At 73.2% G+C, this 23,154-nt stretch carries 21 protein-coding genes and 1 pseudogene; 12 read left to right on the top strand and 10 right to left on the bottom strand.

Annotated elements, in window-relative coordinates; all coding sequences use genetic code 11:
* Positions 1–139: 139 nt before the first annotated feature.
* The 4 genes from H300_RS29150 to H300_RS0106275 all read right to left on the bottom strand — a co-directional run bounded on the left by H300_RS29150 (position 140) and on the right by H300_RS0106275 (position 4,752).
* Positions 140–1,348, bottom strand: coding sequence for a hypothetical protein (locus H300_RS29150; RefSeq protein ID WP_028426758.1), 1,209 nt, complete (start codon positions 1,346–1,348; stop codon positions 140–142).
* Positions 1,348–2,028: an RNA polymerase sigma factor gene (locus H300_RS0106285; RefSeq protein WP_486583578.1), complete on the bottom strand. Its 681-nt coding sequence runs from the start codon at positions 2,026–2,028 to the stop codon at positions 1,348–1,350. Before H300_RS0106285 ends, H300_RS29150 begins: the two co-directional genes overlap by 1 nt.
* 107 nt (positions 2,029–2,135) lie before the next feature.
* Positions 2,136–2,948, bottom strand: a complete 813-nt coding sequence (locus H300_RS29815) for an integrase core domain-containing protein (RefSeq protein ID WP_078515750.1) — start codon at positions 2,946–2,948, stop codon at positions 2,136–2,138.
* A gap of 157 nt (positions 2,949–3,105) precedes the next feature.
* Positions 3,106–4,752 carry a family 20 glycosylhydrolase gene (locus H300_RS0106275; protein ID WP_078515749.1) on the bottom strand — a complete coding sequence of 549 codons (1,647 nt, stop codon included), beginning with the start codon at positions 4,750–4,752 and terminating at the stop codon, positions 3,106–3,108.
* Positions 4,753–5,177: 425 nt separating this feature from the next.
* Here H300_RS0106275 and H300_RS0106270 point away from each other — a divergent pair, with 425 nt between their 5' ends.
* From H300_RS0106270 to H300_RS25265, 6 genes are all read left to right on the top strand, one after another.
* Positions 5,178–5,735 (top strand): 2-oxo-4-hydroxy-4-carboxy-5-ureidoimidazoline decarboxylase, encoded by a 558-nt coding sequence (locus H300_RS0106270; RefSeq protein ID WP_028426754.1) that lies wholly within the window; start codon positions 5,178–5,180, stop codon positions 5,733–5,735.
* A 133-nt stretch (positions 5,736–5,868) separates the two neighbouring features.
* Positions 5,869–6,249, top strand: a complete 381-nt coding sequence (gene sdhC / locus H300_RS0106265) for a succinate dehydrogenase, cytochrome b556 subunit (protein WP_028426753.1) — start codon at positions 5,869–5,871, stop codon at positions 6,247–6,249.
* 7 nt (positions 6,250–6,256) lie between these two features.
* On the top strand, positions 6,257–6,712 hold the full coding sequence (locus tag H300_RS0106260) for a succinate dehydrogenase hydrophobic membrane anchor subunit (protein WP_028426752.1): 456 nt from the start codon (positions 6,257–6,259) through the stop codon (positions 6,710–6,712).
* Between the two features lie 19 nt (positions 6,713–6,731).
* On the top strand, positions 6,732–8,486 hold the full coding sequence (sdhA, locus tag H300_RS0106255) for a succinate dehydrogenase flavoprotein subunit (protein WP_028426751.1): 1,755 nt from the start codon (positions 6,732–6,734) through the stop codon (positions 8,484–8,486).
* A complete protein-coding gene (locus H300_RS0106250) occupies positions 8,486–9,256 on the top strand; it encodes a succinate dehydrogenase iron-sulfur subunit (protein WP_028426750.1) in 771 nt (256 codons plus the stop codon). The genes sdhA and H300_RS0106250 overlap by 1 nt, the downstream gene beginning before the upstream one ends.
* 537 nt (positions 9,257–9,793) lie before the next feature.
* Entirely contained in the window at positions 9,794–11,413 is a 1,620-nt protein-coding gene (locus H300_RS25265) for an alpha/beta hydrolase (RefSeq protein ID WP_078515748.1), read from the top strand.
* A gap of 125 nt (positions 11,414–11,538) precedes the next feature.
* Here H300_RS25265 and H300_RS29145 read toward each other — a convergent pair whose 3' ends face one another.
* A complete protein-coding gene (locus H300_RS29145) occupies positions 11,539–11,832 on the bottom strand; it encodes a mycothiol transferase (protein ID WP_051269567.1) in 294 nt (97 codons plus the stop codon).
* A 234-nt stretch (positions 11,833–12,066) separates the two neighbouring features.
* Between H300_RS29145 and H300_RS0106230 the strand changes: the two genes are divergently transcribed.
* Both H300_RS0106230 and H300_RS0106225 read left to right on the top strand, forming a co-directional pair.
* The gene (locus H300_RS0106230; protein ID WP_028426749.1) at positions 12,067–12,354 is read left to right on the top strand and encodes an SCO4848 family membrane protein; all 288 of its coding nucleotides are present in this window, start codon (positions 12,067–12,069) and stop codon (positions 12,352–12,354) included.
* Between the two features lie 19 nt (positions 12,355–12,373).
* Positions 12,374–13,777, top strand: a complete 1,404-nt coding sequence (locus H300_RS0106225; protein WP_028426748.1) for a metallophosphoesterase — start codon at positions 12,374–12,376, stop codon at positions 13,775–13,777.
* On the opposite strand, the gene H300_RS25255 is transcribed toward H300_RS0106225, so the two are convergent.
* The 4 genes from H300_RS25255 to H300_RS0106200 all read right to left on the bottom strand — a co-directional run bounded on the left by H300_RS25255 (position 13,681) and on the right by H300_RS0106200 (position 18,602).
* A complete protein-coding gene (locus H300_RS25255) occupies positions 13,681–15,258 on the bottom strand; it encodes a sensor histidine kinase (RefSeq protein WP_486583577.1) in 1,578 nt (525 codons plus the stop codon). The genes H300_RS0106225 and H300_RS25255 overlap by 97 nt on opposite strands.
* Positions 15,255–16,058: a response regulator transcription factor gene (locus H300_RS0106215; protein WP_199779139.1), complete on the bottom strand. Its 804-nt coding sequence runs from the start codon at positions 16,056–16,058 to the stop codon at positions 15,255–15,257. Before H300_RS0106215 ends, H300_RS25255 begins: the two co-directional genes overlap by 4 nt.
* Positions 16,059–16,590: 532 nt before the next feature.
* The gene (gene ppk2, locus H300_RS0106205) at positions 16,591–17,520 is read right to left on the bottom strand and encodes a polyphosphate kinase 2 (RefSeq protein WP_028426746.1); all 930 of its coding nucleotides are present in this window, start codon (positions 17,518–17,520) and stop codon (positions 16,591–16,593) included.
* A gap of 239 nt (positions 17,521–17,759) precedes the next feature.
* On the bottom strand, positions 17,760–18,602 hold the full coding sequence (locus H300_RS0106200) for an endonuclease (RefSeq protein ID WP_028426745.1): 843 nt from the start codon (positions 18,600–18,602) through the stop codon (positions 17,760–17,762).
* 281 nt (positions 18,603–18,883) lie between these two features.
* Here H300_RS0106200 and H300_RS29140 point away from each other — a divergent pair, with 281 nt between their 5' ends.
* The 4 genes and pseudogenes from H300_RS29140 (at position 18,884) to H300_RS25245 (ending at position 22,093) form a co-directional block, all read left to right on the top strand.
* Complete coding sequence (locus H300_RS29140; RefSeq protein WP_486583576.1) at positions 18,884–19,231, top strand: hypothetical protein; 348 nt, start codon at positions 18,884–18,886, stop codon at positions 19,229–19,231.
* Positions 19,207–19,482, top strand: a pseudogene (locus tag H300_RS32195) (ABC transporter substrate-binding protein); the annotation flags it as partial. The gene H300_RS29140 and the pseudogene H300_RS32195, both read left to right, overlap by 25 nt.
* 89 nt (positions 19,483–19,571) lie before the next feature.
* Positions 19,572–20,447: an ABC transporter substrate-binding protein gene (locus tag H300_RS29135; RefSeq protein WP_051269563.1), complete on the top strand. Its 876-nt coding sequence runs from the start codon at positions 19,572–19,574 to the stop codon at positions 20,445–20,447.
* A gap of 302 nt (positions 20,448–20,749) precedes the next feature.
* Positions 20,750–22,093 (top strand): D-alanyl-D-alanine carboxypeptidase family protein, encoded by a 1,344-nt coding sequence (locus tag H300_RS25245; RefSeq protein WP_078515746.1) that lies wholly within the window; start codon positions 20,750–20,752, stop codon positions 22,091–22,093.
* On the opposite strand, the gene H300_RS25240 is transcribed toward H300_RS25245, so the two are convergent.
* On the bottom strand, positions 22,014–23,084 hold the full coding sequence (locus H300_RS25240; protein ID WP_051269561.1) for a YihY/virulence factor BrkB family protein: 1,071 nt from the start codon (positions 23,082–23,084) through the stop codon (positions 22,014–22,016). The two genes, H300_RS25245 and H300_RS25240, sit on opposite strands and share 80 nt — an antisense overlap.
* Between the last annotated feature and the right edge of the window lie 70 nt (positions 23,085–23,154).

Raw genomic sequence — 23,154 nt, 5'->3', positions numbered from 1 at the left:
AGAAAGGCGCGGGCGGAATCGGGGGAACGTATCCCGCCCGCGCCGTCGCGCGACCCGCAGGTACGGGGGGAACCCCGGGTGGCGCGCTCGCCGATGACCAGTCGGCTCATTCCTTACTGCGCCCTGGCCCGGGAAAGTGTCACACCGGGGTCGCGGAGGAGTCCGGCGACCCGGGCCCCGGGGCCGAGCCCGGCTCCGAGGGCTGTGGGCTCCCGGAAGGAGCGGGCGTGCCGTTCGCGTCCCCGTCGCCCGGGTCCCCGTCGTCGCCGAGGCCGTCCCTGCCACCCTCACCGGGCTCCGGCGAACCGCTGCCGCCCCCGGGGTCGTTGCCGCTGCCGGGGCTTCCCGAGCCGCCGTCGGAGCCACCGCCCGCACCGGGGCCCGAGGAGCCGTCCCCCTCGCCGGGACCGGCCGAACCGCCGTCGTCACCGCCGCCGACCTCGTCACCGCCCTCGACGTCGCCGTCACCGGACTCACCGTCACCGCCGCCGACCTCGTCACCGCCGCCGACCTCGTCACCGCCCTCGACCTCGTCACCGCCCTCGCCGGGGCCCTCACCCCGGGGGCCGTCCTGCTCCGTGCAGAAACGTGTCACCTCGGCGGCGCCGCCCGCCTGCGTCTCCAGCCTGGTCCGTTCGGGAGCGGGCATCATGCCGTCCAGGTAGCCGGCGCAGAGCGCACCGACGGAGTCACCGGAGGGCTTTCCCGGACCGCCTGGTATCCCGGGGGTCAACGGCAGGTAGCCCTCGGGGTCGGCCTCGGCGCCGTCCCGGGTGCGCTCTCCGGCGCCGCGCTCCTCGGCCCCCCGGCTGCCGGCCGGTACGTCACCCGAGGGGCCCGCGTCCGTCCGGTGGTACGGCGAGTCGCCGGTCGCACCGTCGGGCACGGCGGAGGAGCCGGACGTCCCGGAACCGGCGGGGCCGACTCCGGTCGCACCGGTGGGACCGGCCCCGGGCACCGGGCCCGCACTCGTGCCACCGCCGCCGAAGGGAGTGGAGAGCACTCCGTTGGTCGTTGCCATTGCGACGCCGCCCAGGGTGAAACCGGCCAGGGCGACGGCGAACCCGGCCCGCAGCGGGCGTCCCGTCAGGCGCAGCGCCCGGCGCCCGGCACTGCTGCGCGACTCCAGGCCGCCGCTGTGCAGGAGCTGCCCGCGGGCCTCCAGGAACGCGGCGGTGGCAGCGTCCTCACCAGCGGATTCGTCCGATGGGCGGCACTCCGCGCGAAGTGAGTGCAGGGCCGAGGCGAGGGGCGCGGAGTCCGATCCGGACGCGGAGTCGGCAGGCTCACCGCGCAGCAGACGCTCCGCAGCCTCTTCGTCCAGCCAGCTGTACCGGTCGTCGGCCATCACGTTTCCTTCAGCGTCCGCGCCACCTTTTCCGTCACACCCCGCACCTGGTCCTGCGGCCGAACTGGAATGGTGTCGTCCGCTGGTTCGGGGTCCCCTGGACCGTCCAGCAGTTCCGCGAGTCGTTTCAGCCCCCGGTGCGCGGCGGTCCGCACCGCACCCGCTCTTTTGCCCAGGACCTGGGCCGCGCTCTTGGCGTCCAGACCCATCACGACGCGCAGGACGACGGCCTCCGCCTGGTCGTTCGGCAGCTGTGCGATCAGAGCCATCGTACGGCCGGTACCCAGGGACTCCAGCGCCTGGTCCGCGGTGTCCCCGGCGGCCGGCAGCACCACGAGCTCACTCTCGTCGCCGCTGGAGACCGGGCGCCTGCCCCGGGCCCGGATGTGGTCGAGCGCACGGTTGCGGGCGATGCGCGCCGTCCATCCCCGGAAGCGGTCGGCGTCCCCGTGGAACCGCCCGAGGTCCCTGGCTATCTGCAACCAGGCCTCGGAGGCCACGTCCTCGGCGTCCGCCTCCGGCACCAGCGTGCGCACGTACCCCAGCAACCGGGGCTGGACGGCACGGTAGACGGCGCGGAAGGCCGTCTCGTCACCCTCCTGCGCCGCACGCACCGCGGCGGTCAGTTCCGCCTCGTCCCCCTGCACGCTTCGTCCTGCCCTACTTCGCGAAGTGGTCATGAGCCGCACCCCTGGCCGGGCCGACCATTCAATCGAGTCTGTTCAACTTTCGACTACCCGTCGATATGTGAAGCACGCTACGGCCTCCCGCGCACCCGCGTCCATGGTCAGCCGGAGACGTTATGTACTTGCATCTGTACTTGCATAAGAACGTGCAGATGGCGGCCGGATACCGGGGTCCGGCCGCCGAGTAACAGATTTCGGGGGCCCGGCGCTGAAGGGAGTACGGATCTGCCTGCGCAGTCCGTACTCGACGACGGCCGGGGTCTCTCCTGTGGGGGGTGGCGACCTCGGCCGTCTTCGCTGTGTCCATCACCCTGACCAGGCAATATCCGGTGCACGGGGTGCCCTCGTGACCAACCCCGTGACCAACGCGTTCGGCCCTTCAACCGATCCTCCCCAGGCCGATGCGCTGCGCCGTCCCCGACGCGAGCTTCAGGGCACCCTCCACTCGGCGCTGCCCGTACTGGGCCATGGTGCAACCCGGTGAGTGGTGGCGAACGTTGGCGGAGACCTCTACAGGGTTCTCCCCCCGCGTCCGGGTCGTTGGTGACCTTGTTGTGAACCGTTCCGGGTTCGGTGGAGTCTTCAGCTTGTGGCTGTGACCTGGGGTTTCGTGGCCGTGAAGTAGTAGTGGGTCTCGTGTTCGGCGGTGGGATGTGCCCTATTCCACCGTGGAGCCGGCGGCGGCAGTACCAGTCGACCCATTCCGCGGTGGCCAGCTCGACCGGGGAGAGCGTCCTCCGGGGTCGTCCCGGTTTGATCAGCTCGGCCTTGACCAGGCCGATCGTGGACTCCATGAGGGCGTTGTCGTAGGCGTCGCCGACGGAGCCGATCGAGGCCGCGATGGCGGCGGCGTCCAGGTGCTCGGCGAGTCGGAAACTCGTGTGTTGCGAACCGGCATCGGAGTGATGTGTCAACTCGCCCCGCTGATGTCTCTACCGAACCCGGAACGGTTCACTTGATCAAGCCCTGGGAGAGAACACGGAGGAGTACGCACTCCTCCGTGTTGCTCGGGTGGCGAGGGGACGGCGGAGCGGGGCGAAGGACTGCCCTGCAACCCCGGTGACGGGGCGCTCAGTCCACCCGGTCGGCCAGTGCCCGGAAGCCGGACCAGCTCAGCGGGGGCTCCCCCGGGTCCCAGAGCTTCTGCGCGACCGCCCGCAGCGGCATCCGGACGCCGTCCGCCACCTGCTCCGCCGTCTGCGCCCCGGCGAGGTCGCACCAGATCGCGAACCGGCCGCCCAGTATCCGGTCCGGCCCCGCCAGCCGCTCCGGCACCGCCCCGGTGCCGCGCAGCACGGCGGGCGTCCACTCCCGGTAGATCCGCTCGCCGGTGGGGTAGCGGAACTGCTGCGGTTCGCCGAGCACGTAGTAGAGGTACTCGTCATTGAGGTTGACCAGCCGCCACCCCTCGGACAGGTACGCGACGGGCGGCCGGGCGCCGGTCTCCCTGCCCGTCCAGTACGCCACCTCGCGCGGCTCACTCGGCGAGGCCGCGCCGCCGGTGTGCATCCCGTCGTTCCACACCTGGGGAATCCGGTTGCGCTCGCGCACCGTCGCGGCGCGGTCGTTGAGCCACCCGGTCACCAGGTCCCGCACCCCGGCCTCCGGGCCGTAACGTTTCTGCGCGGCCCGCAGCAGCCCGGGGTACCGGGCGGCCGGGTCGCGCGCCGCGAGCGCCGGGTACTCGTCCCCGCCCAGGTGCCAGTGCCGCGCGGGGAACAGCTCGGCGCACTCCTCCAACAGCCCGTCGACCAGCCGTGCCGCACGGGGGTCGGCGATGTCGATCGCGCCCGGCACCGCTCCGCCCTCCGCGTTCCGCAGTCGCAGCTGCGGGTGCGCGTCCAGCACCGCCCCCAGGTGGCCGGGCGAGTCGATCTCCGGGACGACCTCGATGTGCAGCGACTCCGCCAGGGCGACGATCCGGCGCACCTCCCCGGTGGTCAGGTGCGGGTCCGAGGCGATCTCCGGGTGGCTCTCGCTCGCGACCCGGAACGCCTGGTCGTCGGAGAGGTGGAGGTGCAGCTGGTTCAGCTTGAGGTCGGCCATCTCCCGGAGCCGGGCCTCGATCCAGGAGGCGTCGAAGTGCTTGCGGGCGATGTCGAGCATCAGACCGCGCTGCGGCCGGTCGGGACGATCGCTCACCGTGCCCTCCGGCAGCCTGCCCCGGTCCCGGAGGGTCTGGAGCAGCGTGCGCGTCCCGTAGAAGACCCCGGCGTCGGCACTCCCGCGCACGGTCACCGAACCCTCCCCGACCACCAGGGCGTACGCCTCGGAACCGCCCTCGACGCCCTCGTCCAGCAGCAGCTCCACGTCACCGGTGCGCGCCGGGCCCGCCGCGGTCCGCAGCTCCAGTTCCTCCGCCAGCAACCGCGCCTCGTCGGCCAGCGGGCCGTCCGGGTCGGCCACCACCCGCTGGCGGCCGGGGTCCGGCTCCCAGCCGGGGCCCCGCGCGGGCTCCCACTCGCGGACCGCCGGGATGGTCCGGGGCCGCGGCGACGGCCGGACCTCCTGCCGCGGCGGGGAGGTCGCCTGCGGCCCGTTCCCGGAGGCGCGGGGACGGCCGGACCGTTCGGCGTCCGCCGCGCTGCCCGAACCGTTCCCACCGTCCGAACCGCCCGCCAGCCCACGCAGCCCGACGGCGATCACCACCGCCAGCACGAGGAGCGCACTCAGTACGCCCGCCAGGAGCGGAAAGGAGGGCCGGTGAGCTGGGGACATGCCGCCACGGTAGGCCGGGGGCGGCCGCCGCGCGCGTCACCGGCCGGCGCTGACCGACTGCCGTCGGCCCGCCGTCGGCAGTCGGTCAGCGAGGCGGCACCGAACGTCACCGACGTCCCCCTCACCCGTCAGCCAAACATGGAATCAACCTCCCGTACAGGTGAAATTTCCCTCACTCCGTGGATCTTCGCGGTGCCCTCTCGCTACCGTGGGGCCGTTCGACGATGTCCCCTCCCGCAGCCCGACCCGCTGCGGACCCGCAGCCCCGGCCGCCCTGGGTGAACCCGCGCCCCGGGCTCCGTCCCCGCGCGCCGCCCCGCGGTCCGGTGCTCCCGCACCGCGCGGTCTCGCACCCGGGCCCCGCTCGGGGCCCGGGCAGCGCTCCGCGGCCCGGACGGCGGGACACACCCCCTTCCGAGGAGTCCATGGAACCGACGCGGCTGCCCGCCCGGAACAGCACACCGGCCCCGCTCGACCGGCTCAACCAGGCCGGCACCGAGGCGGCGGAGGCCGTGCTGCTGGCCTGCTGCGGCAGCCACCGGTGGGCGCGCCGGATGGCCGAGTGCCGCCCGTACCCGGACCCGGAGGCCCTGCTCGCCGCAGCCGAGGAGGCGGGGTACGACCTGACGCCCGCGGACCGAGCCGAGGCACTGGCCGCCGAGGCGACCCGGGAGGGCGACGCGGCGGAGCTGCCCGGCGCGGTCGCCGGCGGCCCCGTCGCGGTCGCGGCCCGGACCGCGCTGAGCGCGGCGCGGGCCGCCTATGAGAGCCGCTTCGGCCACGCCTTCGTGGTCTGCCTGGACGAGCTGCCGCCCTCGCAGCGGCTGGACGGCATGCTGGCGGCCCTCCGCGACCGGCTGGGCAACGACACGGACGAGGAACGGGCGGTGACGGCCGAGGAGCTGCGGCGGCTGGCCCGGGGGCGACTGCTGCGGCTGGTGGTACGGGACGTCACAGTCCGTAGCCCTTCCGTGCCTGATTGATCACATCGGCGCCCCCCGCGTACGTGCTCCGACCACACATCGCTACCATGGCGGCGGCCGGTGGACCGTACCCGGCCGGGCCGACCGACACTGAAGCCGGCAGGCCCCAGTCCCCGTTTCCGAAGGGTTTTCCGTGCCGGCTGGAACGCTGTACCGCGGCCGGGAAGGCATGTGGTCCTGGGTGGCTCATCGAGTCACCGGCGTCCTCATCTTCTTCTTCCTGTTCGTGCATGTACTGGACACCGCACTCGTCCGTGTCTCCCCCGAGGCGTACGACGACACCGTGGCCGTCTACAAGACCCCCCTCGTCGCCCTGATGGAGTACGGCCTGGTGGCTGCCGTGCTCTTCCACGCCCTGAACGGCCTCCGGGTCGTCGCGGTGGACTTCTGGTCGAAGGGCGCCAAGTACCACAAGCAGATGCTGTACACCGTGATGGGCATCTGGACCGTGCTGATGGCCGGCGCCTTCTGGCCGGTCCTGTCGCACGGCATCCACGAGCTGTTCGGGAGCTGATGACCCTATGTCCGTCGAATCTCCGCAGGGCGCGGCACCTTCCGTGGACAACCCGGCACCGGTGATCGAGGCGCCCCGCGCCCGTACGGCCCGGACGCCACGGTCCACCAGGACGAACTTCGAGCTCTACGGCTGGCTGTTCATGCGGCTGTCCGGCATCGTGCTCGTGGTCCTCGTCATCGGCCACCTGCTGATCCAGCTCGTGCTGGACGGCGGGGTGAGCAAGATCGGCTTCGCCTTCGTCGCCGGCCGCTGGGCCTCGCCGTTCTGGCAGGCCTGGGACCTGATCATGCTGTGGCTGGCGATGCTGCACGGCGCCAACGGGCTCCGGACCATCATCAACGACTACGCAGAGCGGGACAACACCCGGTTCTGGCTGAAGATGCTGCTGTACACCGCGACGGTGTTCACCGTCCTCCTGGGCACGCTGGTGATCTTCACCTTCGACCCGAACATCCGCTGAGGGCTGAGGTACCGAGCCAATGAAGATCCACAAGTACGACACCGTCATCGTCGGCGCCGGTGGCGCGGGCATGCGTGCCGCCATCGAGTCGACGAAGCGCAGCCGCACCGCGGTGCTCACCAAGCTGTATCCCACCCGTTCGCACACCGGCGCCGCCCAGGGAGGCATGGCCGCCGCACTGGCGAACGTGGAGGAGGACAACTGGGAGTGGCACACCTTCGACACCATCAAGGGCGGCGACTACCTGGTCGATCAGGACGCCGCCGAGATCCTGGCGAAGGAGGCCATCGAAGCCGTCCTCGACCTGGAGCGGATGGGCCTGCCCTTCAACCGGACACCGGACGGCACCATCGACCAGCGCCGGTTCGGGGGGCACTCCCGCAACCACGGGGAGGCCCCCGTCCGCCGGTCGTGCTACGCCGCGGACCGCACCGGCCACATGATCCTCCAGACGCTGTACCAGAACTGCGTCAAGGAGGGCGTGGAGTTCTACAACGAGTTCTACGTCCTCGACGTGCTGTTGAACGAGGTGGACGGGGTCCGCAAGACGGCCGGTGTGGTCGCCTACGACCTGGCCACCGGTGAGATCCATGTCTTCCAGGCGAAGGCGGTCATCTTCGCCTCCGGCGGCAACGGCAAGTTCTTCAAGGTCTCCTCGAACGCGCACACCCTGACCGGTGACGGCCAGGCCGCCGCCTGGCGGCGCGGGCTGCCCCTGGAGGACATGGAGTTCTTCCAGTTCCACCCGACCGGCATCTGGCGGATGGGCATCCTGCTCACCGAGGGCGCCCGCGGTGAGGGCGGCATCCTGCGGAACAAGGACGGCGAGCGCTTCATGGAGAAGTACGCGCCGGTGATGAAGGACCTCGCCTCCCGGGACGTCGTCTCCCGCTCGATCTACACCGAGATCCGCGAGGGCCGCGGCTGCGGTCCGGAGGGCGACCACGTCTTCCTGGATCTCACCCACCTGCCCCCGGAGCAGCTCGACGCCAAGCTGCCGGACATCACCGAGTTCGCCCGGACCTACCTCGGGATCGAGCCCTACACGGACCCGATCCCGATCCAGCCGACCGCGCACTACGCGATGGGCGGCATCCCGACGAACGTGCAGGGCGAGGTGCTGGCCGACAACACCACGGTCGTCCCCGGCCTGTACGCCGCCGGCGAGGTCGCCTGCGTCTCCGTGCACGGCGCGAACCGGCTGGGCACCAACTCGCTGCTGGACATCAACGTCTTCGGCCGCCGCGCGGGCATCGCCGCCGCCGACTACGCCGAGAAGGCCACGTTCGTCGAGCTGCCGGAGAACCCGGCGGCGCAGGTCGTCGAGCAGGTGGAGCGGCTGCGCGCCAACCCGGGCACCGAGCGGGCCACCGAGATCCGCAAGGCGCTCCAGTCGACCATGGACCGCAACGTCATGGTCTTCCGCACCGAGCAGACGCTGAAGGAGGCCGTCGAGGAGGTCGCCGCGCTGCGGAAGCGCTACCTCAACGTCGGTGTCCAGGACAAGGGCAAGCGCTTCAACACCGACCTGCTGGAGGCGATCGAGCTGGGCAACCTGCTCGACCTGGCCGAGGTGACGGCGGTGTCCGCGCTCGCCCGCAAGGAGTCGCGCGGCGGTCACTACCGCGAGGACTACCCCAACCGCGACGACGTCAACTTCATGCGCCACACCATGGCGTACCGCGAGGTCGGCGCCGACGGCACCGAGTCGATCCGGTTGGACTACAAGCCGGTCGTCACGACCCGCTACCAGCCGATGGAGCGTACGTACTGATGAGCACCCCCACTCTGGACAAGGCCGGGGACGCCCGGCCCGCCGACACCGGCGACTCGCCGTACATCACGGCCACCTTCCGGATCCGCCGGTTCAACCCGGAGGTCGCCGCGGAGGCGAGCTGGGAGGACTTCAAGGTCGAGATCGACCCCAAGGAGCGCGTCCTGGACGCCCTCCACAAGATCAAGTGGGAGATGGACGGCACCCTGACGTTCCGCCGCTCCTGCGCCCACGGGATCTGCGGCTCGGACGCGATGCGGATCAACGGCCGCAACCGGCTGGCCTGCAAGACGCTGATCAAGGACATCAACCCGGAGAAGCCGATCACCGTGGAGGCCATCAAGGGCCTCACCGTCCTCAAGGACCTGGTGGTCGACATGGAGCCGTTCTTCCAGGCGTACCGGGACGTGATGCCCTTCCTGGTCACCTCCGGCAACGAGCCGACCCGGGAGCGGTACCAGTCCGCCGAGGACCGCGAGAGGTTCGACGACACCACCAAGTGCATCCTGTGCGCCGCGTGCACCTCCTCGTGCCCGGTGTTCTGGAACGACGGCCAGTACTTCGGCCCGGCCGCGATCGTGGGCGCCCACCGGTTCATCTTCGACTCGCGCGACGAGGCCGGCGAGCAGCGGCTGGAGATCCTCAACGACCGCGACGGTGTCTGGCGCTGCCGGACGACGTTCAACTGCACGGACGCCTGCCCGCGCGGTATCGAGATCACCAAGGCGATCCAGGAGGTCAAGCGGGCGCTGATCACGCGTCGCTTCTGACACCCGTCGGGATGCCGGTCCCACGACCGTCGCCCCACCCCGCTCCCGGGAGGCCCCGGCGACCGTGGACGGTCGCCGAGGCCTCCCGCGCGTGTGCGGGGTGGGGCGGCGGACGGCTGCCCGGGTACGGCCCCCGGGGGCGACGGCGCGGGCACGGGCTCAGGAGGTGCGGGCGAGGGCGGGGCTCCGGAACGGGGCCGTGACCCGGCCGCGGGTGAAGGAGCACCTCGTACACCGGCTCCGTCACATCCGCCCGCAACGGCACCGCGCGGACGTACTACCAGGCCGTCCACCTGCTCGGCTGACCTCCCGGCCCGGTCGGCGGGGAGCGCGAGCACGGCGCGGGACGCGGTGCTCCCCGGAGGGGGAGAGTGCCCGGCGCACCGGTGCGCCCGCGCGTGCCCCCACGGCGCGGCGCCGCACTGCGGCCCCGGGCGAGCGCGCCTGGGGGGCACGGTGCGGCCCCTAGGATGGGTGCCGTCCGGATCACACACGCACGCCCGTTCCGCGGCGGGCACAGCAGTCGGGGGAACGTGCATGCCGCAGCCCACAGAGCCGGGAACCGCACCGGGGACGCCCCGTCCGGCGGAGGCCGCGGCGCCGCTCCCTCCGGCTCCTGCGCGCCGGAGCCGGAGGGAGCGGCACCGCGGCCGGGTGCTCGGCGCGACGGCGCTCCCGGCGCTGCTCGCGCTCACCGCGTGCAGCGGTTCGGGCAGCGCGGACGCGCGCGACCCGGGCACGCCCGCGCCGACGTCGCTGCCAGCGGAGCTGACCGGCCAGCAGCTCGACTGGGGTGACTGCTCCTCCCCCGGCCGGGGCGTCCCCGAACCCGGGGAGCGGTGGCGGTGCGCCACGCTCGTCGCTCCGCTGGACTGGTCGCAGCCGGAGGGCGAGACACTCGACCTGGCGCTGATCCGCGCCGAGGCCACGCATCCCGGCGACCGGATCGGCTCGCTGCTGTTCAACTTCGGCGGCCCCGGAGCATCCGGAGTGGCCGGACTGCCCCCGTTCGCCGACGCGTTCCGCATCCTGGGCGAGCGCTACGACCTGGTCAGCTTCGACCCCCGCGGAGTGGCGGGCAGTTCGGGCATCCGCTGCCGTAGCGACGAGGAACTGGACGCGGCGCAGGACGTCGACATGACCCCGGACACCGCATCCGAGGAGAAGGCGTACCTGGCGGACGCGGCGGACTTCGGCGCCGGCTGCGAGCGCCGGGCCGGGGAACTGCTGCCGCGGGTGAGCACCACGAGCGCGGCCCGGGACATGGACCTGATGCGCCGCGTCCTGGGCGACGGGAAGCTGTCGTACTTCGGCTTCTCCTACGGCACCCAGCTCGGCGGCACCTACGCCCACCTGTTCCCCGAACGGGTCGGCCGGCTGGTGCTGGACGCCGCCGTGGACCCCACGGCGGACGCGACCGGCCACGCCCTCAACCAGACCATCGGTTTCCAGCGTGCGCTGGAGAACTACCTGGAGAGCACCGGGGAGGACCCGAAGACCGGCAGCGAGCGCATCGCCGACCTGCTCGCGCGCATCGACCGCGAACCGCTGCCCACCGGGGGCGAGCGGGTGCTCAGCGAGACGCAGGCCCTGCTGGGGATCGTCTCCGCGCTGTACTCGCAGAGCGGCTGGGAGTACCTGACCCGGGGCCTGGAGGACGCGGAGGACGGAAAGGGCGATGCCCTGCTCGCCCTCGCCGACGAGTTCAACGGCCGGGACGCGCAGGGGCGTTACTCCACCCAGAGCCACTCGCAGCGCGCCATCGGCTGCGCCGACCAGAAGCAGCGACCCACCGTGGCGGACATGCGCGAGGAGTTGCCGCGCTTCCGTGAGGCGTCACCGGTCTTCGGCGAGTTCCTGGGCTGGGACACCGCCGGCTGGTGCGCCTCCTGGCCGGTGGCGGGCGAGAGCAGGACGCCGGAGGTCTCCGCGCCCGGTGCGGACCCGGTGCTGGTGGTCGGCACCACCGGTGACCCGGCCACACCGGTCGAGGGTGCCCGCAGGATGGCCGACGAGCTGGGCGGGGACGTCGGAGTGCTGCTCACTCTCGACGGCGAGGGCCACGGCGCGTACACCTCCGGGGACCCGTGCGTCACCGAGGCCGTGCACGGCTACCTGCTCGACGGCGAAGCACCGGCCGACGGCACCGAGTGCTGACAGGCACACCGACGTCGAACGGGGCGTACCGGCTCACCGGCCGCTCGGCGGCATCGCCAGCCAGGACAGGGCGGTGGCGCCGAGCACCGCGGTGATGGCCAGGACGAGGAGCCTGCTGCGCTGCTTCATGGCTCGCAGCGTGCACGCGCCCGCCGAGCGGCGGTGAACCGCGGCGGCTGCGCCGGTGAACAGCCGTTCGCACCCCGGTTGGACCAGGCGGTGCCGAGGACGTCGAGGGGCAGTTCGTCGAACGCGAGGTCCGCGGCGGCACGGGCGCGGGCGTGGAAGGCGAGGATCTCGGTGGTGCTCTCGTCCGGCGCCACGCGCATGTCGTCCTCGGGCTCGCACCACAGCGGCTCCACGGCGCGGCCGAAGGTCTCGCAGAACCAGCCGGACCCGACCGCGGCGAGGTGCTTCACCAGGCCCAGCAGGTTGGTGCCCGAGGGGGCGACGGCCCTGCGCAGGCCCCTCGTCGCCCAGGCCCTCCAGCTTCCACAGGACCGCGTCGCGGTGCCGGTCCGGTCTGGAGCGCAGCGCAGTGCTCTCGTCGCCGGTGACCGGCCCGCGTCCGCTCACGACCGGAGCGTACGCACCTCCGCCGACAGGCGGCCCCGGCCCGGACCGGCCGCGCGGCGGGTGCCCATACTGGGGGCATGATGCTCAGCCGCGGGGTCTCCTGGTTCCTGCTCGCCTTCGGGGCGTGGTCCTGGTTCCTGTGGGTGACGTTTGCGAAAAACCTGTGGAAAGACGCCAGCGGGCTGGCGTTCGACGAGGCCGGCGATCCCACCGGGTATTTTTGGGTGCACCTGCTCCTCGCGATCACCTCCTTCGTGCTGGGCACGGCGATCGGGGCCCTCGGGCTGCGCGGACTGCGCGCGCTGCGGAGAGGCTCCGGACCGCGGCACGCACCGGAGCCGCGGAACGAATCAGTCACACGTTGACGGCAGGAGCTTCCAGGCAATGTTCGTCGTGGTCCTCGTCGCCGTTCTGGGCCTGCTCGGGGCGGCGCACTGGTACCTGTGGAAGCGCCTGGTGCGGGACGTCTCGGTACCCGGCAGCCGCTACCGGCGGACCGGCAACGTCCTCGCGGTGCTGCTCCCCTCGGTGATGCTCGCCGCCCAGTTCGGCGAGGTCGTCCCCTTCACCGTCCAGCAAGTGCTGGGCTGGCCCGGGTTCATGTGGTTCGCGGTGCTGATCTACCTGCTGATGGCGCTGCTGGTGCTGGAGCCGGTGCGTCCGCTGCTGGGCCGGTTCCTGGAGCGCCGGGACGCCCGGCGGGCGTCCGGTGGCGGCACGGCGGGCGACGCCCCCGCCGTCGAGCGGCAACCGGGCCCGGTACGGGACACGGTGGCGGCGACCGTGCCCACCGGGGGTGCCGGTCCCGCCGGGACCTCAGCGGCGGGTACCGCGGGTACCGAGAGAACGGGGACGACCACTGAGGCGGAGGGCGACGGGCCGACGGCCACCGGGGTGCCGCGGACGGACGGTCCCGGCGGCCCAGGGGGCGGGGCGGACACGGCGGTGGCCGCAGCCGGGCCCTCGCGGCGGATGTTCGTGGCGCGGGCCGCGGCGGTCACGGCAGGCACGGTGGCCGCGGGAACGGTCGGCTACGGCACCTGGGGGATGCTGGGCCGCGGGCCGAAGCTGAAACGGGTGCGGGTGCCGCTGGCGAAGCTGCCGCGCGGCGGCCAGGGCTACCGGATCGCCGTGGTCAGCGACATCCACCTCGGGCCGCTGCTCGGCCGGGCGCACAGCCGGCGCATCGTGGACCTGATCAACAGCACCGGTCCCGACATGACCGCCGTGGTCGGCGACCTGGTGGACAGCTCGGTGGAGAACCTGGAGTCGGCGGCCGAGCCGCTGGCGGACCTCTCCGCGCGGGACGGCTCGTACTTCGTGACCGGCAACCACGAGTACTTCGCCGGGGCGGAGGAGTGGGTCGACCACGTCCGGGAGTTGGGGCTCCGACCGCTGGAGAACGAACGCGAGGAGCTGCGCTGGTTCGACCTGGCCGGCGTCAACGACGTGGCCGGTGAGGACTACGGCGACGGCCCGGACTTCGAGGCGGCGCTCGGCGACCGCGACCCGTCCCGGGCCTCGGTGCTGCTCGCGCATCAGCCGGTGCAGATCCACGAGGCGGTCGACCGCGGCGTCGGGCTCCAGCTCTCCGGGCACACCCACGGCGGTCAGATGTGGCCGGGGAACCTGCTCGCGGGCCTGGCCAACCCGACGCTGGCCGGCCTGGAGCGGTACGGCGACACCCAGCTCTACGTCAGCCGCGGCGCGGGGGCCTGGGGCCCGCCGGTCCGGGTGGGTGCGGAGGCGGACATCACTGTGGTGGAGCTGGTCTCGGAGCAGGCCTGATCCGTCTCGGCGCAGGCCTGCTCCGCGGCGGGCAGCGCGAGGGTGACGGCCAGGCCCGCGCCGGGCGCGGTCACCACCTCGACGGTGCCGCCCATCGCCTCGGCTCCGGCGCGGACGAGGGACATGCCCAGCCCGCTGCCCTCGGTGGCACCGGTGCGGAAGAACCGGTCGAAGATCCGCTCGGCGTTCTCCGCCCTCATCCCCGGGCCTTCGTCGGCGACCCGCAGCAGCACCCGGCCCGCCGCTGCGGGGTCGGCCGACACCCGCAGCCGGACGGCGGCCGTCACCGGCGTGTGCACCCGGACGTTGGTCAGCAGGTTGGACACCACCTGCCGCAGGACGGATTCGTCGGCGAGCACCGGGCAGGCGTCCCGCGGGTCCGCGGGCAGGTCCAGCTCGATCGGGCGCTCGGCCTGCTGGGCGCGCAGGTCGGCGGCCGACTCGGCGACCAGCCGGGCGAGTTCGACGGGCCGCGGTCGCAGTTGGGGGCGCTGGTCGAGCCGGGCCAGGGCGAGCAGCTCGTCGACAAGCCGGGCCATCCGCTCCGTCTCCGCGGTCATCCGGGCCCAGGTCCGCTCCTGCTCGGCCCGCTCGGTGATCATGCCGCGCTCGTGCAGTTGGAGGTAGCCGCGGACGGCGGCGAGCGGCGTGCGCAGCTCGTGCGAGGCATCGGTGACGAAGTGCCGCAGCTGGTCCGCGGCGTGCTCCCGGGTGACGAAGGCGGCCTCGACCTGGTGCAGCATCGCGTTGAGCGCGGTGCGCAACTGCTCCACCTCGCACACGGTGCGGTCCTTCCGGGCCGCGACCCGGCGGGAGAGGCTGGAGCTGTCGGGGGACCCCTCGGCTATCGCCGAGGCGGTCTCGACCATGTCCTCCAGCGGGCGCAGCCGACGGCGGGCACTGCGCGAGGTCATCAGGCCGAGCACGGCGATCAGCACGGCCCCCGCGACCAGTTCGAGCTTGACCACCTTCCAGGTGAGCGCGTGCACGGCCTCGGTGGAGTCGGCCAGCAGCGCCACCGTGCCGTCGCCGAGCTCCGCGGCGACGGCACGGTAGTGCCCGCGCCCGGCCGCGGCCCCGAACGGCTCGCCGGTCCCGGCCGTCCGTCCGGCGTCCGGCACCGCTGCCGCCAGGTCCCGCTGCACCTCGCCCGTGGGACCGTCCGGCGCACCGGTGGGGCGGCCGTCGCCGTCCAGCAGGACGAGGACCGGACGCCGGACCGCGTGGCGCCAGCCGTTGGCCGGGGCGGGCCCCGCCTCCGCGCCGACCAGGGCAGCGAGCGCCGTCGCGTCCTGCGCCGTGTACCCGGAGTCCTCGACGCTCTCGCGGGTCGTCGCCAGGTCGCCGTCGATGGTGGCCGTGAGGTAGTGCCAGACGCCGCCGACGCTCACGCAGGTGGCTATCACGATCCCGAGGGCCACCATCGCGACCGCGCTGAGGGTGAGTTGAGCCCGCAGCGAGTCGGGTGAGCGGCGGATCACCGGGACGGCCCGGAGGTCGCGGAGGAGCCGTCCGGGGAGGCCGGCGCGTCGGCGGGGTGGAGGCCGTAGCCGACCCCGCGCCGGGTGCGGATCAGCGGCGGCCCCAGCGGTACGAGCTTGCGCCGCAGGTAGCTGATGTAGGTCTCCACCACGGTGGACTCCACCGCGTGCTCGAACCGCCAGACGTGCCGGAGGAGTTGCTCCTTGGGAACGAGGCGGTCGGCGTGCCGGACGAGGTGCCGCAGCAGGGCGAACTCGGTCGGGGTGAGGTCCGCGGACCTCCCCCCGCGGCGGACGGTGAAGGTGGCCTCGTCCAGTTCCAGGTCGCCGTGGTGCAGCACCGGCGGGCGCGGCGCGGCCTCCGGCGCCGGAGCGGGCGGCCGGACGCGGCGGAGCACCGCGCGGAGCCGGGCGACCACCTCGTCCACGTGGAAGGGCTTGGTGATGTAGTCGTCCCCGCCGAGGGTGAGGCCCTGGACGACCTCGGCCGGGGCGTCGCGGGCGGTGAGGAACACCACCGCCAGATCCGGGTGCTCGGCGCGCAGGGTGCCGCAGAGCCGGCGGCCGTCCCCGTCGGGCAGCGCGATGTCCAGCAGGACGGCGTCCGGGCGGGCCGTCCGGGCCGCTTCGCGCGCTGTCCCGACCCCGGCCGCGGTGACCACCGCGAAACCGTGGTAGCGCAGGGTGAGGGTGAGGACGTCGGCGATGCTCGGCTCGTCCTCCACCACGAGGACGGTCGCCTCCACCGCGCGGTGGCGGGGAGGCGGGACGGGGCGCTCGTTGCCGGTTGCGGAGCTCATGCCCCCAGTATCCGGGCCCCCCGGCCGCGTACCGGGGGCGGGGCGTCAGCCGGCGGCCTGCTGCCCCTTCTGCCGGGAGAGCTTCCCGGTCAGGTCGGCGACCTTGTCCTCCGAGGAGGCGAAGACGTTCACCTCGGTCCCGAAGTCGCTTGCTGTGTGTCGCGGGGCCGGCGCCGGAGTGCGCCGGGCGCACCGCGGGACGGCAACGGCCGAGGTTTGCCGCGCCGGAACGCGGCCAGACGGAGGAGTGCCCGTCGAATCCGCCCGCACCGGCAGCCGTTGCCGACCGGCGCGGGAGGAGGAGCACTCCGTTCCGTGCAGGGAGGAAGCTGAAGGAGACCTGCCGGACGGAAGGCGGGCGACGGCGTACCACCGGTGGCAGTGCGGGAGCGCCGCCGGCGCGGACGCCAGGGGAAGTAGGGAGGCGGCGTGCCGCCTCCACCGCCGACGTCCGAGCGTGCCGTGACGGCGTCGGCACACTGGCCGGCCCGGCGGCGGTTCGCACCGCCCCCGGGCCGGCCACCGCGGTCGTTCAGCACTCGGGGTGTGCCCCGGGGGTGCTCAGACCGCTCGCGAGCGAGGTCGGCGAGAGGTCGGCGTCCTCCTCGCCGGGCTCCAGCAGCGTGTCCGCGGGCCCGACGATCAGCGGATCTGGCTTGCCCACCGCCTCCGGGTCCTTGCTGGCGTAGTCGACCGTGGCGAGCAGGCTGCGCATGGCCTCCAGGCGTCCGCGCTTCTTGTCGTTGTTCTTCACCACCGTCCAGGGCGCGTGCGCGGTGTCGGTGGCACGGAACATCCCGACCTTGGCGGCGGTGTAGGCGTCCCAGAGGTCCAGTGAGGCGAGGTCGGTGTCCGAGAGCTTCCACTGCCGCACCGGGTCGATCTGCCGGACGGCGAACCGGGTGCGCTGCTCGGAGCGGGATACGGAGAACCAGAACTTCACCAACAGGATGCCGTCCTCGACGAGCATCCGCTCGAAGTCCGGTGCCTGGTGCAGGAACAGCTCCACCTGGCCGGGGGTGGAGAACCCCATCACCTTCTCCACTCCGGCCCGGTTGTACCAGGAGCGATCGAAGAAGACGAGCTCACCGGCGGCGGGCAGTTGCGCCGCGTACCGCTGGAAGTACCACTGGCCCGACTCGCGCCCGGTCGGCTTCTCCAGCGCGACGACCCGCGCGCCGCGCGGGTTGAGGCGCTCGGTGAAGCGCTGGATGGTGCCGCCCTTGCCCGCCGCGTCCCGCCCCTCGCAGACGACGACCAGACGTCCGCCGGTGTCCTTGATCCATTTCTGGAGCTTGAGCATCTCGATCTGGAGGACGCGCTTGGTGCGCTCGTACTCCTTGCGCCGCACCTTGTGCTCGTAGGGGTGGTTCTCCCGCCAGGTCTCCGGGCGCCGGCCCGCGCTGTCCAGCAGGGTGGGCTGCTCCGGCCGGCTGTCGTCGACGGTCAGCCCGCTCAGCAGCCGGTCCTCGCCGCTGCCTGCGGCGAGCCGGGCCGGGTTGTCCCCCGCCCGCCGGTCCCCGTCCTGCGGTCGTCGGTTCTCCGCGTTCACGCGCGCTCCCGGGTAGGCCCGGCGGGCTCCCCGGGCGGGTCCCCCGATTCTGCCCGCCCGCTCCCGCCCCGGCCAGCCCCGGCGCCCGCCGGACGGTCCCGGCACCGCTCCCCGCCCGCCGGACGGCGCCTGCGGGCGGGACGGCCGGTTCACCAGATCTCGGAGACCCACTCCGGGTGGTCGACGAACGGGTTCCGATTGTGCTGGAAGTCCTCGAATATCACCTGGTTCCGGCGCTCCTCGAAGGCGTCCGGCGGGTCCTGGAGGTGCCACTGCTCCAGGACAGAGATCTTCCCCAGATACGGCACCGAGCCGTTGCCGACCCGGTCGTTGACCTCCAGGTCGGCGTGGCCGTCGCCGCCCTCGTACCGCACCGCCATGTAGAGGACCATGCGGGCGACGTCGCCCTTGACCTCGTCACGGGGTTCGAAGGAGTCGCCGTCGGTGCTGCTGTCCGGCGCCCCGCTGACCGGACTGCCGCCGTTGTCGAAGTCCTTGTTGCCGCGCGCGCTGTTGACCTGCACGTCGGTCGGCCGCAGGTGGTGGAGGTCGGTACCGGGGCCGGTGGACGTGCCGAAGCCCCCGTGCGACTTGGCCCAGACGTGTTCCCGGTTCCAGTCACCGACGCTGCCGCCGTTGGTGTCCTTGGCCTGGGAGCGGCCGCTGTAGAGCAGCACCACGTCTCCGGAGTCGTCCGGGTCCTCGTCGGTCTCCTTGAGCGCGTCCCACACCTGGGAGTAGGAGAGCGTGCTCTGGTCGCTGACGATCTCGTGCAGCGCCTCGCGGAGCGGTTCGCCGGTCTTGCCCTCGGCGTCCGCGTAGTAGGCGTCGATCTCGGCGTCGAGCCGTTCCTGCGCCGCGGTGGAACGTTCCGGCAGCGGAGCGGCGGGGTCCGGCCCGGCAGCGGCGTGGTGCACGGTGAGGCCGGCGAGCAACAGTCCGGCGGAGACGGCGACGAGCGCCCTGCGGTGCCTGGTGCGGGGGACGGTCATGGGGGGGGTGTCCTCTCCCGTTGACGCGCGTAGCTACCGGGCCGGAGCCGTCGAACCGCACGCGCGATGGCATGAACTCAACATGCGGAGCGTGACACGGCCGCCGCTCCCCGGCGTGAACAGCGTGCGCCGGTTCGGTGACAGCCCGGTGCAGGGTGCGCTCCGCACGGCAATTCCGGCTCCGGAGAAGCGTGTTGGGGTGCAATCCGGTGCGCGGTGCTGCGCTGTGTGGTTGGGTGATCACCACCTGACGGCGGCTCGGGAGGGAGCGGTACGATGCGGTGCGGGGTGGACGTGCCGGTGTGGCCGTGCGGATCGCGGTGCTGGTCGTCGTGCTGGTGGGCGCCACCGCCGGCGCCCACCGGCTGATCCGGGCTGACGGGTGGGAGGGCGAACCGATCGTGGTCGGCACCACCGGTTCCGTCACCTCGCTCGATCCGGCAGGCGCCTACGACGCGGCCTCCTCGGCGCTGTTCAGCAACCTCTACCAGTCGCTGCTCACCTTCCGGCCCGGCGCCGCCGACCCGGTGCCGGACGCGGCCGAGAGCTGCGCATTCACCGGGGACGACCCGCTGACGTACCGGTGCACCCTCCGGGCGGACTCATGTTCGCCGACGGGCGGCCGATGACCGCCCGGGACGTGCGGTTCCCGTTGGACCGGATCACCCGCATCAGCGCCGACCGGGGCCCGGCTCCGCTGTTCGAGGCGGTCCGGGAGAGCACAGCCGACGGCCACGTGGTCGAGTCCCGGTTGGCCGCCGCCGACGCCACCTTCCCGTACAAGCTGGCCGGCGGTGCCGCCTCCGTCGTGGACAGCACCGCCTGCTTCCCCGACGGCCTCCTCACCGGCGCCGCGGTGTCGGGCTCGGGACCCTACCTGCTCGACGGGTACGAGCGGGGCGGCACCGTCCGGCTGCCCCCGAACCCCACGTACCGCGGCGCCCAAAGCCGGGCGCACTCCCCCGTGACATGCGGTACGTCGACGACTCCGAGGAACTGGCCGCGGCCTGGGAGGAGGGGCGGATCGACGTCAGCGCCGGGCGGATGCCGCCCGCGGCGCTCGCGGCGCTGGACGCATCCGCCACCGGCTGCCACCTCGTCGAGCAGGCCGGCTCCGGCATCCGGACGGCTGTCCTCGACACCCGGGACGGGTCCCCGCTGGGTGACGCGGCGGTGCGACAGGCCGTCGCCGCCCTCGTCGACCGGCAGCGCCTGGTCCGCGAGGTGCACCGCGGAACGGTCGAGCCGCTGTACTCGCTGATCCCGCAGGGCATGACGGGCCACGGAACGCCCTTCTTCGACAACCGCCCGGAGCCGGACCGTGCCGCGGCGGTGGCCCTGCTGGCCGGGACGGGGGTGGAGACACCGGTGCGGTTCCGGCCGGCGTACGCGCGCGGCGCGACCGGGGAGGCGGAGGCCGCGGAGCTGACCGCGCAGTTGAACGGTTCCGGACTCTTCCGGGTGACGACCCGGGCCTACGAGGGGGACGACCTCGCGGCCGGGCATGCAGCCGGGGACTTCGACGTCTACCTGCTCGACCGCGCCCCCGCCCACCCGGACCCGGACACCTTCACCGCTCCCCTGGTGGGCAGCGGCAGCGTCCTCCACAACGGCTACCGCAACGAGGAGATCGACGAACTGGTCCGCACCACCCGGCGCAGCCGGAGCCGCGGACGGGTGAGGGAGGAGTTCCGGACGATCCACCGCGAGGTGGCGCGCGAGGTCCCGGTCCTGCCGCTGTGGCGGCAGAAGGACTACGGGCTCGGCGTGCCGGAGGTCGTCGGCCTCCAGTACCTTTCGGACAGCAGCGGCGTGTGGCGGCTGTGGCGGCTGGGTTGGCTGTGAGCGAACGTCAGGGGCCGCGGAGGCGCGGGCCGGAGCACCCGGAGGGGCCCCGGCGCCCTGGCGGCGCCCGGCCCCCGTGCGCCCGGCCCGCCCACAGCGGGACGGACGGCCGAACGGGACGCCCCGCGGGGCGGTATGACGGCTCCTTCGCTGCGCCGGCCGCCACGGGACGGCCCGGCGCACCGGGCGGTCCCTGCGGCCGTCTGGCTGATTCCGTTCCCCTTGAGGGGCTACGGCGGCGGGTACCGGTCACGCACCCGGTCCTCAAGTCCGCGAGGAGGCGGTACTTTCACTGAGTGCCCATGATTCTTCATACAGTCGCTCGTTTCCTCGCCCGTCCGGCGGTGACCACCGCCGTGCTGCTGCCCGCGCTGCTCCTGCCGGCGTCCGCGGCCGGAGCGGAGGACGTGAAGCCGCCGAAGCAGATGTCCGCCGTCGGCGGTGAGCGGCTCGGCCGCTCGGGCGACCAGGTGGAGCCGCTGCCCGGCCAGGACGCCCCCGGCCTGCCGAAGAAGCTCACCTCGCGCTCCTGGATCGTCGCCGACGCCGAGACGGGCGAGGTCCTGGCCGCGCGGAACGCGCACTGGCCGCTCGCACCGGCGTCCACCATCAAGATGCTGTTCGCCGACACCCTCCTGCCGAAGTTCGACAAGGAGACCGAGCACATGGTGCTCCCCGAGGACCTCGCGGCCCTGGGTGCGGGCAGCAGCGCGGTCGGCGTCAAGGAGGACCACTCCTACACCGTCGAGGACCTGTGGAACGGCGTCTTCCTCAGCTCGGGGAACGACGCCGTGCACGTGCTGGCCGCCATGAACGGCGGGCTGGCCCAGACCGTGCGCGAGATGAACGACCACGCCGAGAAGCTGGGCGCCGGGGACACCACGGTGGTCAGCCCGGACGGGTACGACGCCGAGGGCCAGGTCTCCTCCGCCTACGATCTGACGCTGATCGCCCGCTCCGGGATGCAGAAGCCCGACTTCCGCACCTACGCCTCCACCGTGCGGACCCAGTTCCCCGGCGGCGGAAGCGGGGACGAGCGGGAGCACTTCGAGATCCAGAACACCAACCGGCTGCTGATCGGTGACCTGGGCCTGGATCCGTACGAGGGCCTGGCCGGCATCAAGAACGGCTACACGAGCGAGGCGGGATACACCTTCACCGGCGTCGCGCAGCGCGGGGACCGCAAGCTGCTGGTCACCGCGATGCACCCGGAGAAGGGCCACCACCGGGTGTACGAGGAGACCGCCGCGCTGCTGGACTGGGGCTTCGAGGCGGCCGGCAAGGTCGAACCGGTCGGCGAACTGGTGCCGCCGCTGGCGGAGCAGCGCCGGGTGGACGCGGCGGGCGGCAAGAACGGCGAGGAAGGCGAGACGGGACTGGCCGGGGGCTCCCGCGTCGCCGCCGGGGAAGCGCCGGCGCGCGGCGGCACCGTGACGGCGCTCGGGGTGAGTGCCGCGATGCTGCTGGCGCTGGCCGGCGTGGGCGTCCTGCTGCGGCACCGGCCGACCGCCGCGGAGCGGGCGGCGGGCACGGCCGCCGGGCGGGCGGGGCGGGCCGGTGGGCGGTTCACTCCCCGCCGGCCGTGGACCTCCCGGCGCGCGACCCCTCGGGCGGCGGCGGACCTCCTCCCGGGCCCGAAGGAGTGACCCCCGGGCCCCCCGGCCCGGGCTCGTGCGCCGCGGGGCCCCGCGGCCCCGGGGCGGACGGGACGGCGTCCTCGTCCCTCCCCTCGCCGGTCCCGCGCTCCGGCTCCTCGGCGCCCAGGGGCTCCTCGTCGGCGTCGGAGTGCCGCGCGCGTGCGGTGGCCGTCCAGGCGGCGCAGAGGAGCAGCAGCTTGGCCATCAGGCTGATCCAGACCAGCAGGGCGATCGGCACCCCGAACGCGCCGTACATGCTCTTTCCGGCGACCCCCCTGAGGTAGCCGCCGAGCAGCAGCTTGAGCAGCTCGAAGCCCACCGCACCCATCAGTCCCGCCTCCACGAGCGTACGGCGGCCGGGCCGGACGCCCGGCACCCGCGTCAGGACGTAGCCCAGCAGCAGGAAGTCCACCGCGAGCGCCGCGGCGACCGGCGCGATGCGCAGCAGCCAGCCGACCGGGTCGGCCTGCTCCACGCCCAGCCGCTCGGCCGTCCACTCCACTGCGCCGACCGCGAACGCGGAGCCGGCCAGGGAGAGCAGCACCACCAGCCCGAGGCCGAGCAGCATGCCGAGGTCCTTGAGCTTGCCGACGACGAGGTTGACGTCCTCCTCGTCCAGCAGCCAGACCGCGCGCAGGCAGTCCCGCAGCGAGTGCACCCAGCCCAGCCCGGTGAAGAGCAGCGTCACCCCGGCGATCAGCCCCACCGTGCCGGCGTTGTCGACGAAGGACTGGAGGCCGATCCGGTCGGAGATCCCCGGCACCTGGTCGGAGAGCCACCGCTGGCCCTCCTCGATCTGCTCCGGGGAGAGGTAGGCGGCGGCCACCGCGGCGCCGAGCGCCAGCATCGGGAAGAGCGAGAGGAAGCTGATGAAAGTGATGGCGGCGGACAGCCGGTCCCAGTGCGTGTGCTCCAGACGTCGGTACGCCCGCCACAGGTGGGTGCGCATCAGGCGGACGAGCAGGGGACCGATGACAGGCTGCTTGATCAACCACTCCATGGAGCCGTTCTACCCCGATTGGGCCCCGACCCGCAGGACCTGCGGACCGGACGGCGCGGCCCGGGGAGGG

This window comes from Streptomyces sp. TAA040 (genome assembly GCF_000424845.1).
This window is presented reverse-complemented; position numbering and strand designations above follow the sequence as displayed.

Coding starts and splice junctions, on each gene's coding strand:
- H300_RS29150 (WP_028426758.1), bottom strand. CDS start 1,348: ATGGCCGACGACCGGTACAGCTGGCTGGACGAAGAGGCTGCGGAGCGT.
- H300_RS0106285 (WP_486583578.1), bottom strand. CDS start 2,028: ATGACCACTTCGCGAAGTAGGGCAGGACGAAGCGTGCAGGGGGACGAG.
- H300_RS0106275 (WP_078515749.1), bottom strand. CDS start 4,752: ATGTCCCCAGCTCACCGGCCCTCCTTTCCGCTCCTGGCGGGCGTACTG.
- H300_RS0106270 (WP_028426754.1), top strand. CDS start 5,178: ATGGAACCGACGCGGCTGCCCGCCCGGAACAGCACACCGGCCCCGCTC.
- H300_RS0106260 (WP_028426752.1), top strand. CDS start 6,257: ATGTCCGTCGAATCTCCGCAGGGCGCGGCACCTTCCGTGGACAACCCG.
- sdhA (WP_028426751.1), top strand. CDS start 6,732: ATGAAGATCCACAAGTACGACACCGTCATCGTCGGCGCCGGTGGCGCG.
- H300_RS0106250 (WP_028426750.1), top strand. CDS start 8,486: ATGAGCACCCCCACTCTGGACAAGGCCGGGGACGCCCGGCCCGCCGAC.
- H300_RS25265 (WP_078515748.1), top strand. CDS start 9,794: ATGCCGCAGCCCACAGAGCCGGGAACCGCACCGGGGACGCCCCGTCCG.
- H300_RS0106230 (WP_028426749.1), top strand. CDS start 12,067: ATGATGCTCAGCCGCGGGGTCTCCTGGTTCCTGCTCGCCTTCGGGGCG.
- H300_RS0106225 (WP_028426748.1), top strand. CDS start 12,374: ATGTTCGTCGTGGTCCTCGTCGCCGTTCTGGGCCTGCTCGGGGCGGCG.
- H300_RS0106215 (WP_199779139.1), bottom strand. CDS start 16,058: ATGAGCTCCGCAACCGGCAACGAGCGCCCCGTCCCGCCTCCCCGCCAC.
- H300_RS0106200 (WP_028426745.1), bottom strand. CDS start 18,602: ATGACCGTCCCCCGCACCAGGCACCGCAGGGCGCTCGTCGCCGTCTCC.
- H300_RS29135 (WP_051269563.1), top strand. CDS start 19,572: ATGCGGTACGTCGACGACTCCGAGGAACTGGCCGCGGCCTGGGAGGAG.
- H300_RS25245 (WP_078515746.1), top strand. CDS start 20,750: ATGATTCTTCATACAGTCGCTCGTTTCCTCGCCCGTCCGGCGGTGACC.
- H300_RS25240 (WP_051269561.1), bottom strand. CDS start 23,084: ATGGAGTGGTTGATCAAGCAGCCTGTCATCGGTCCCCTGCTCGTCCGC.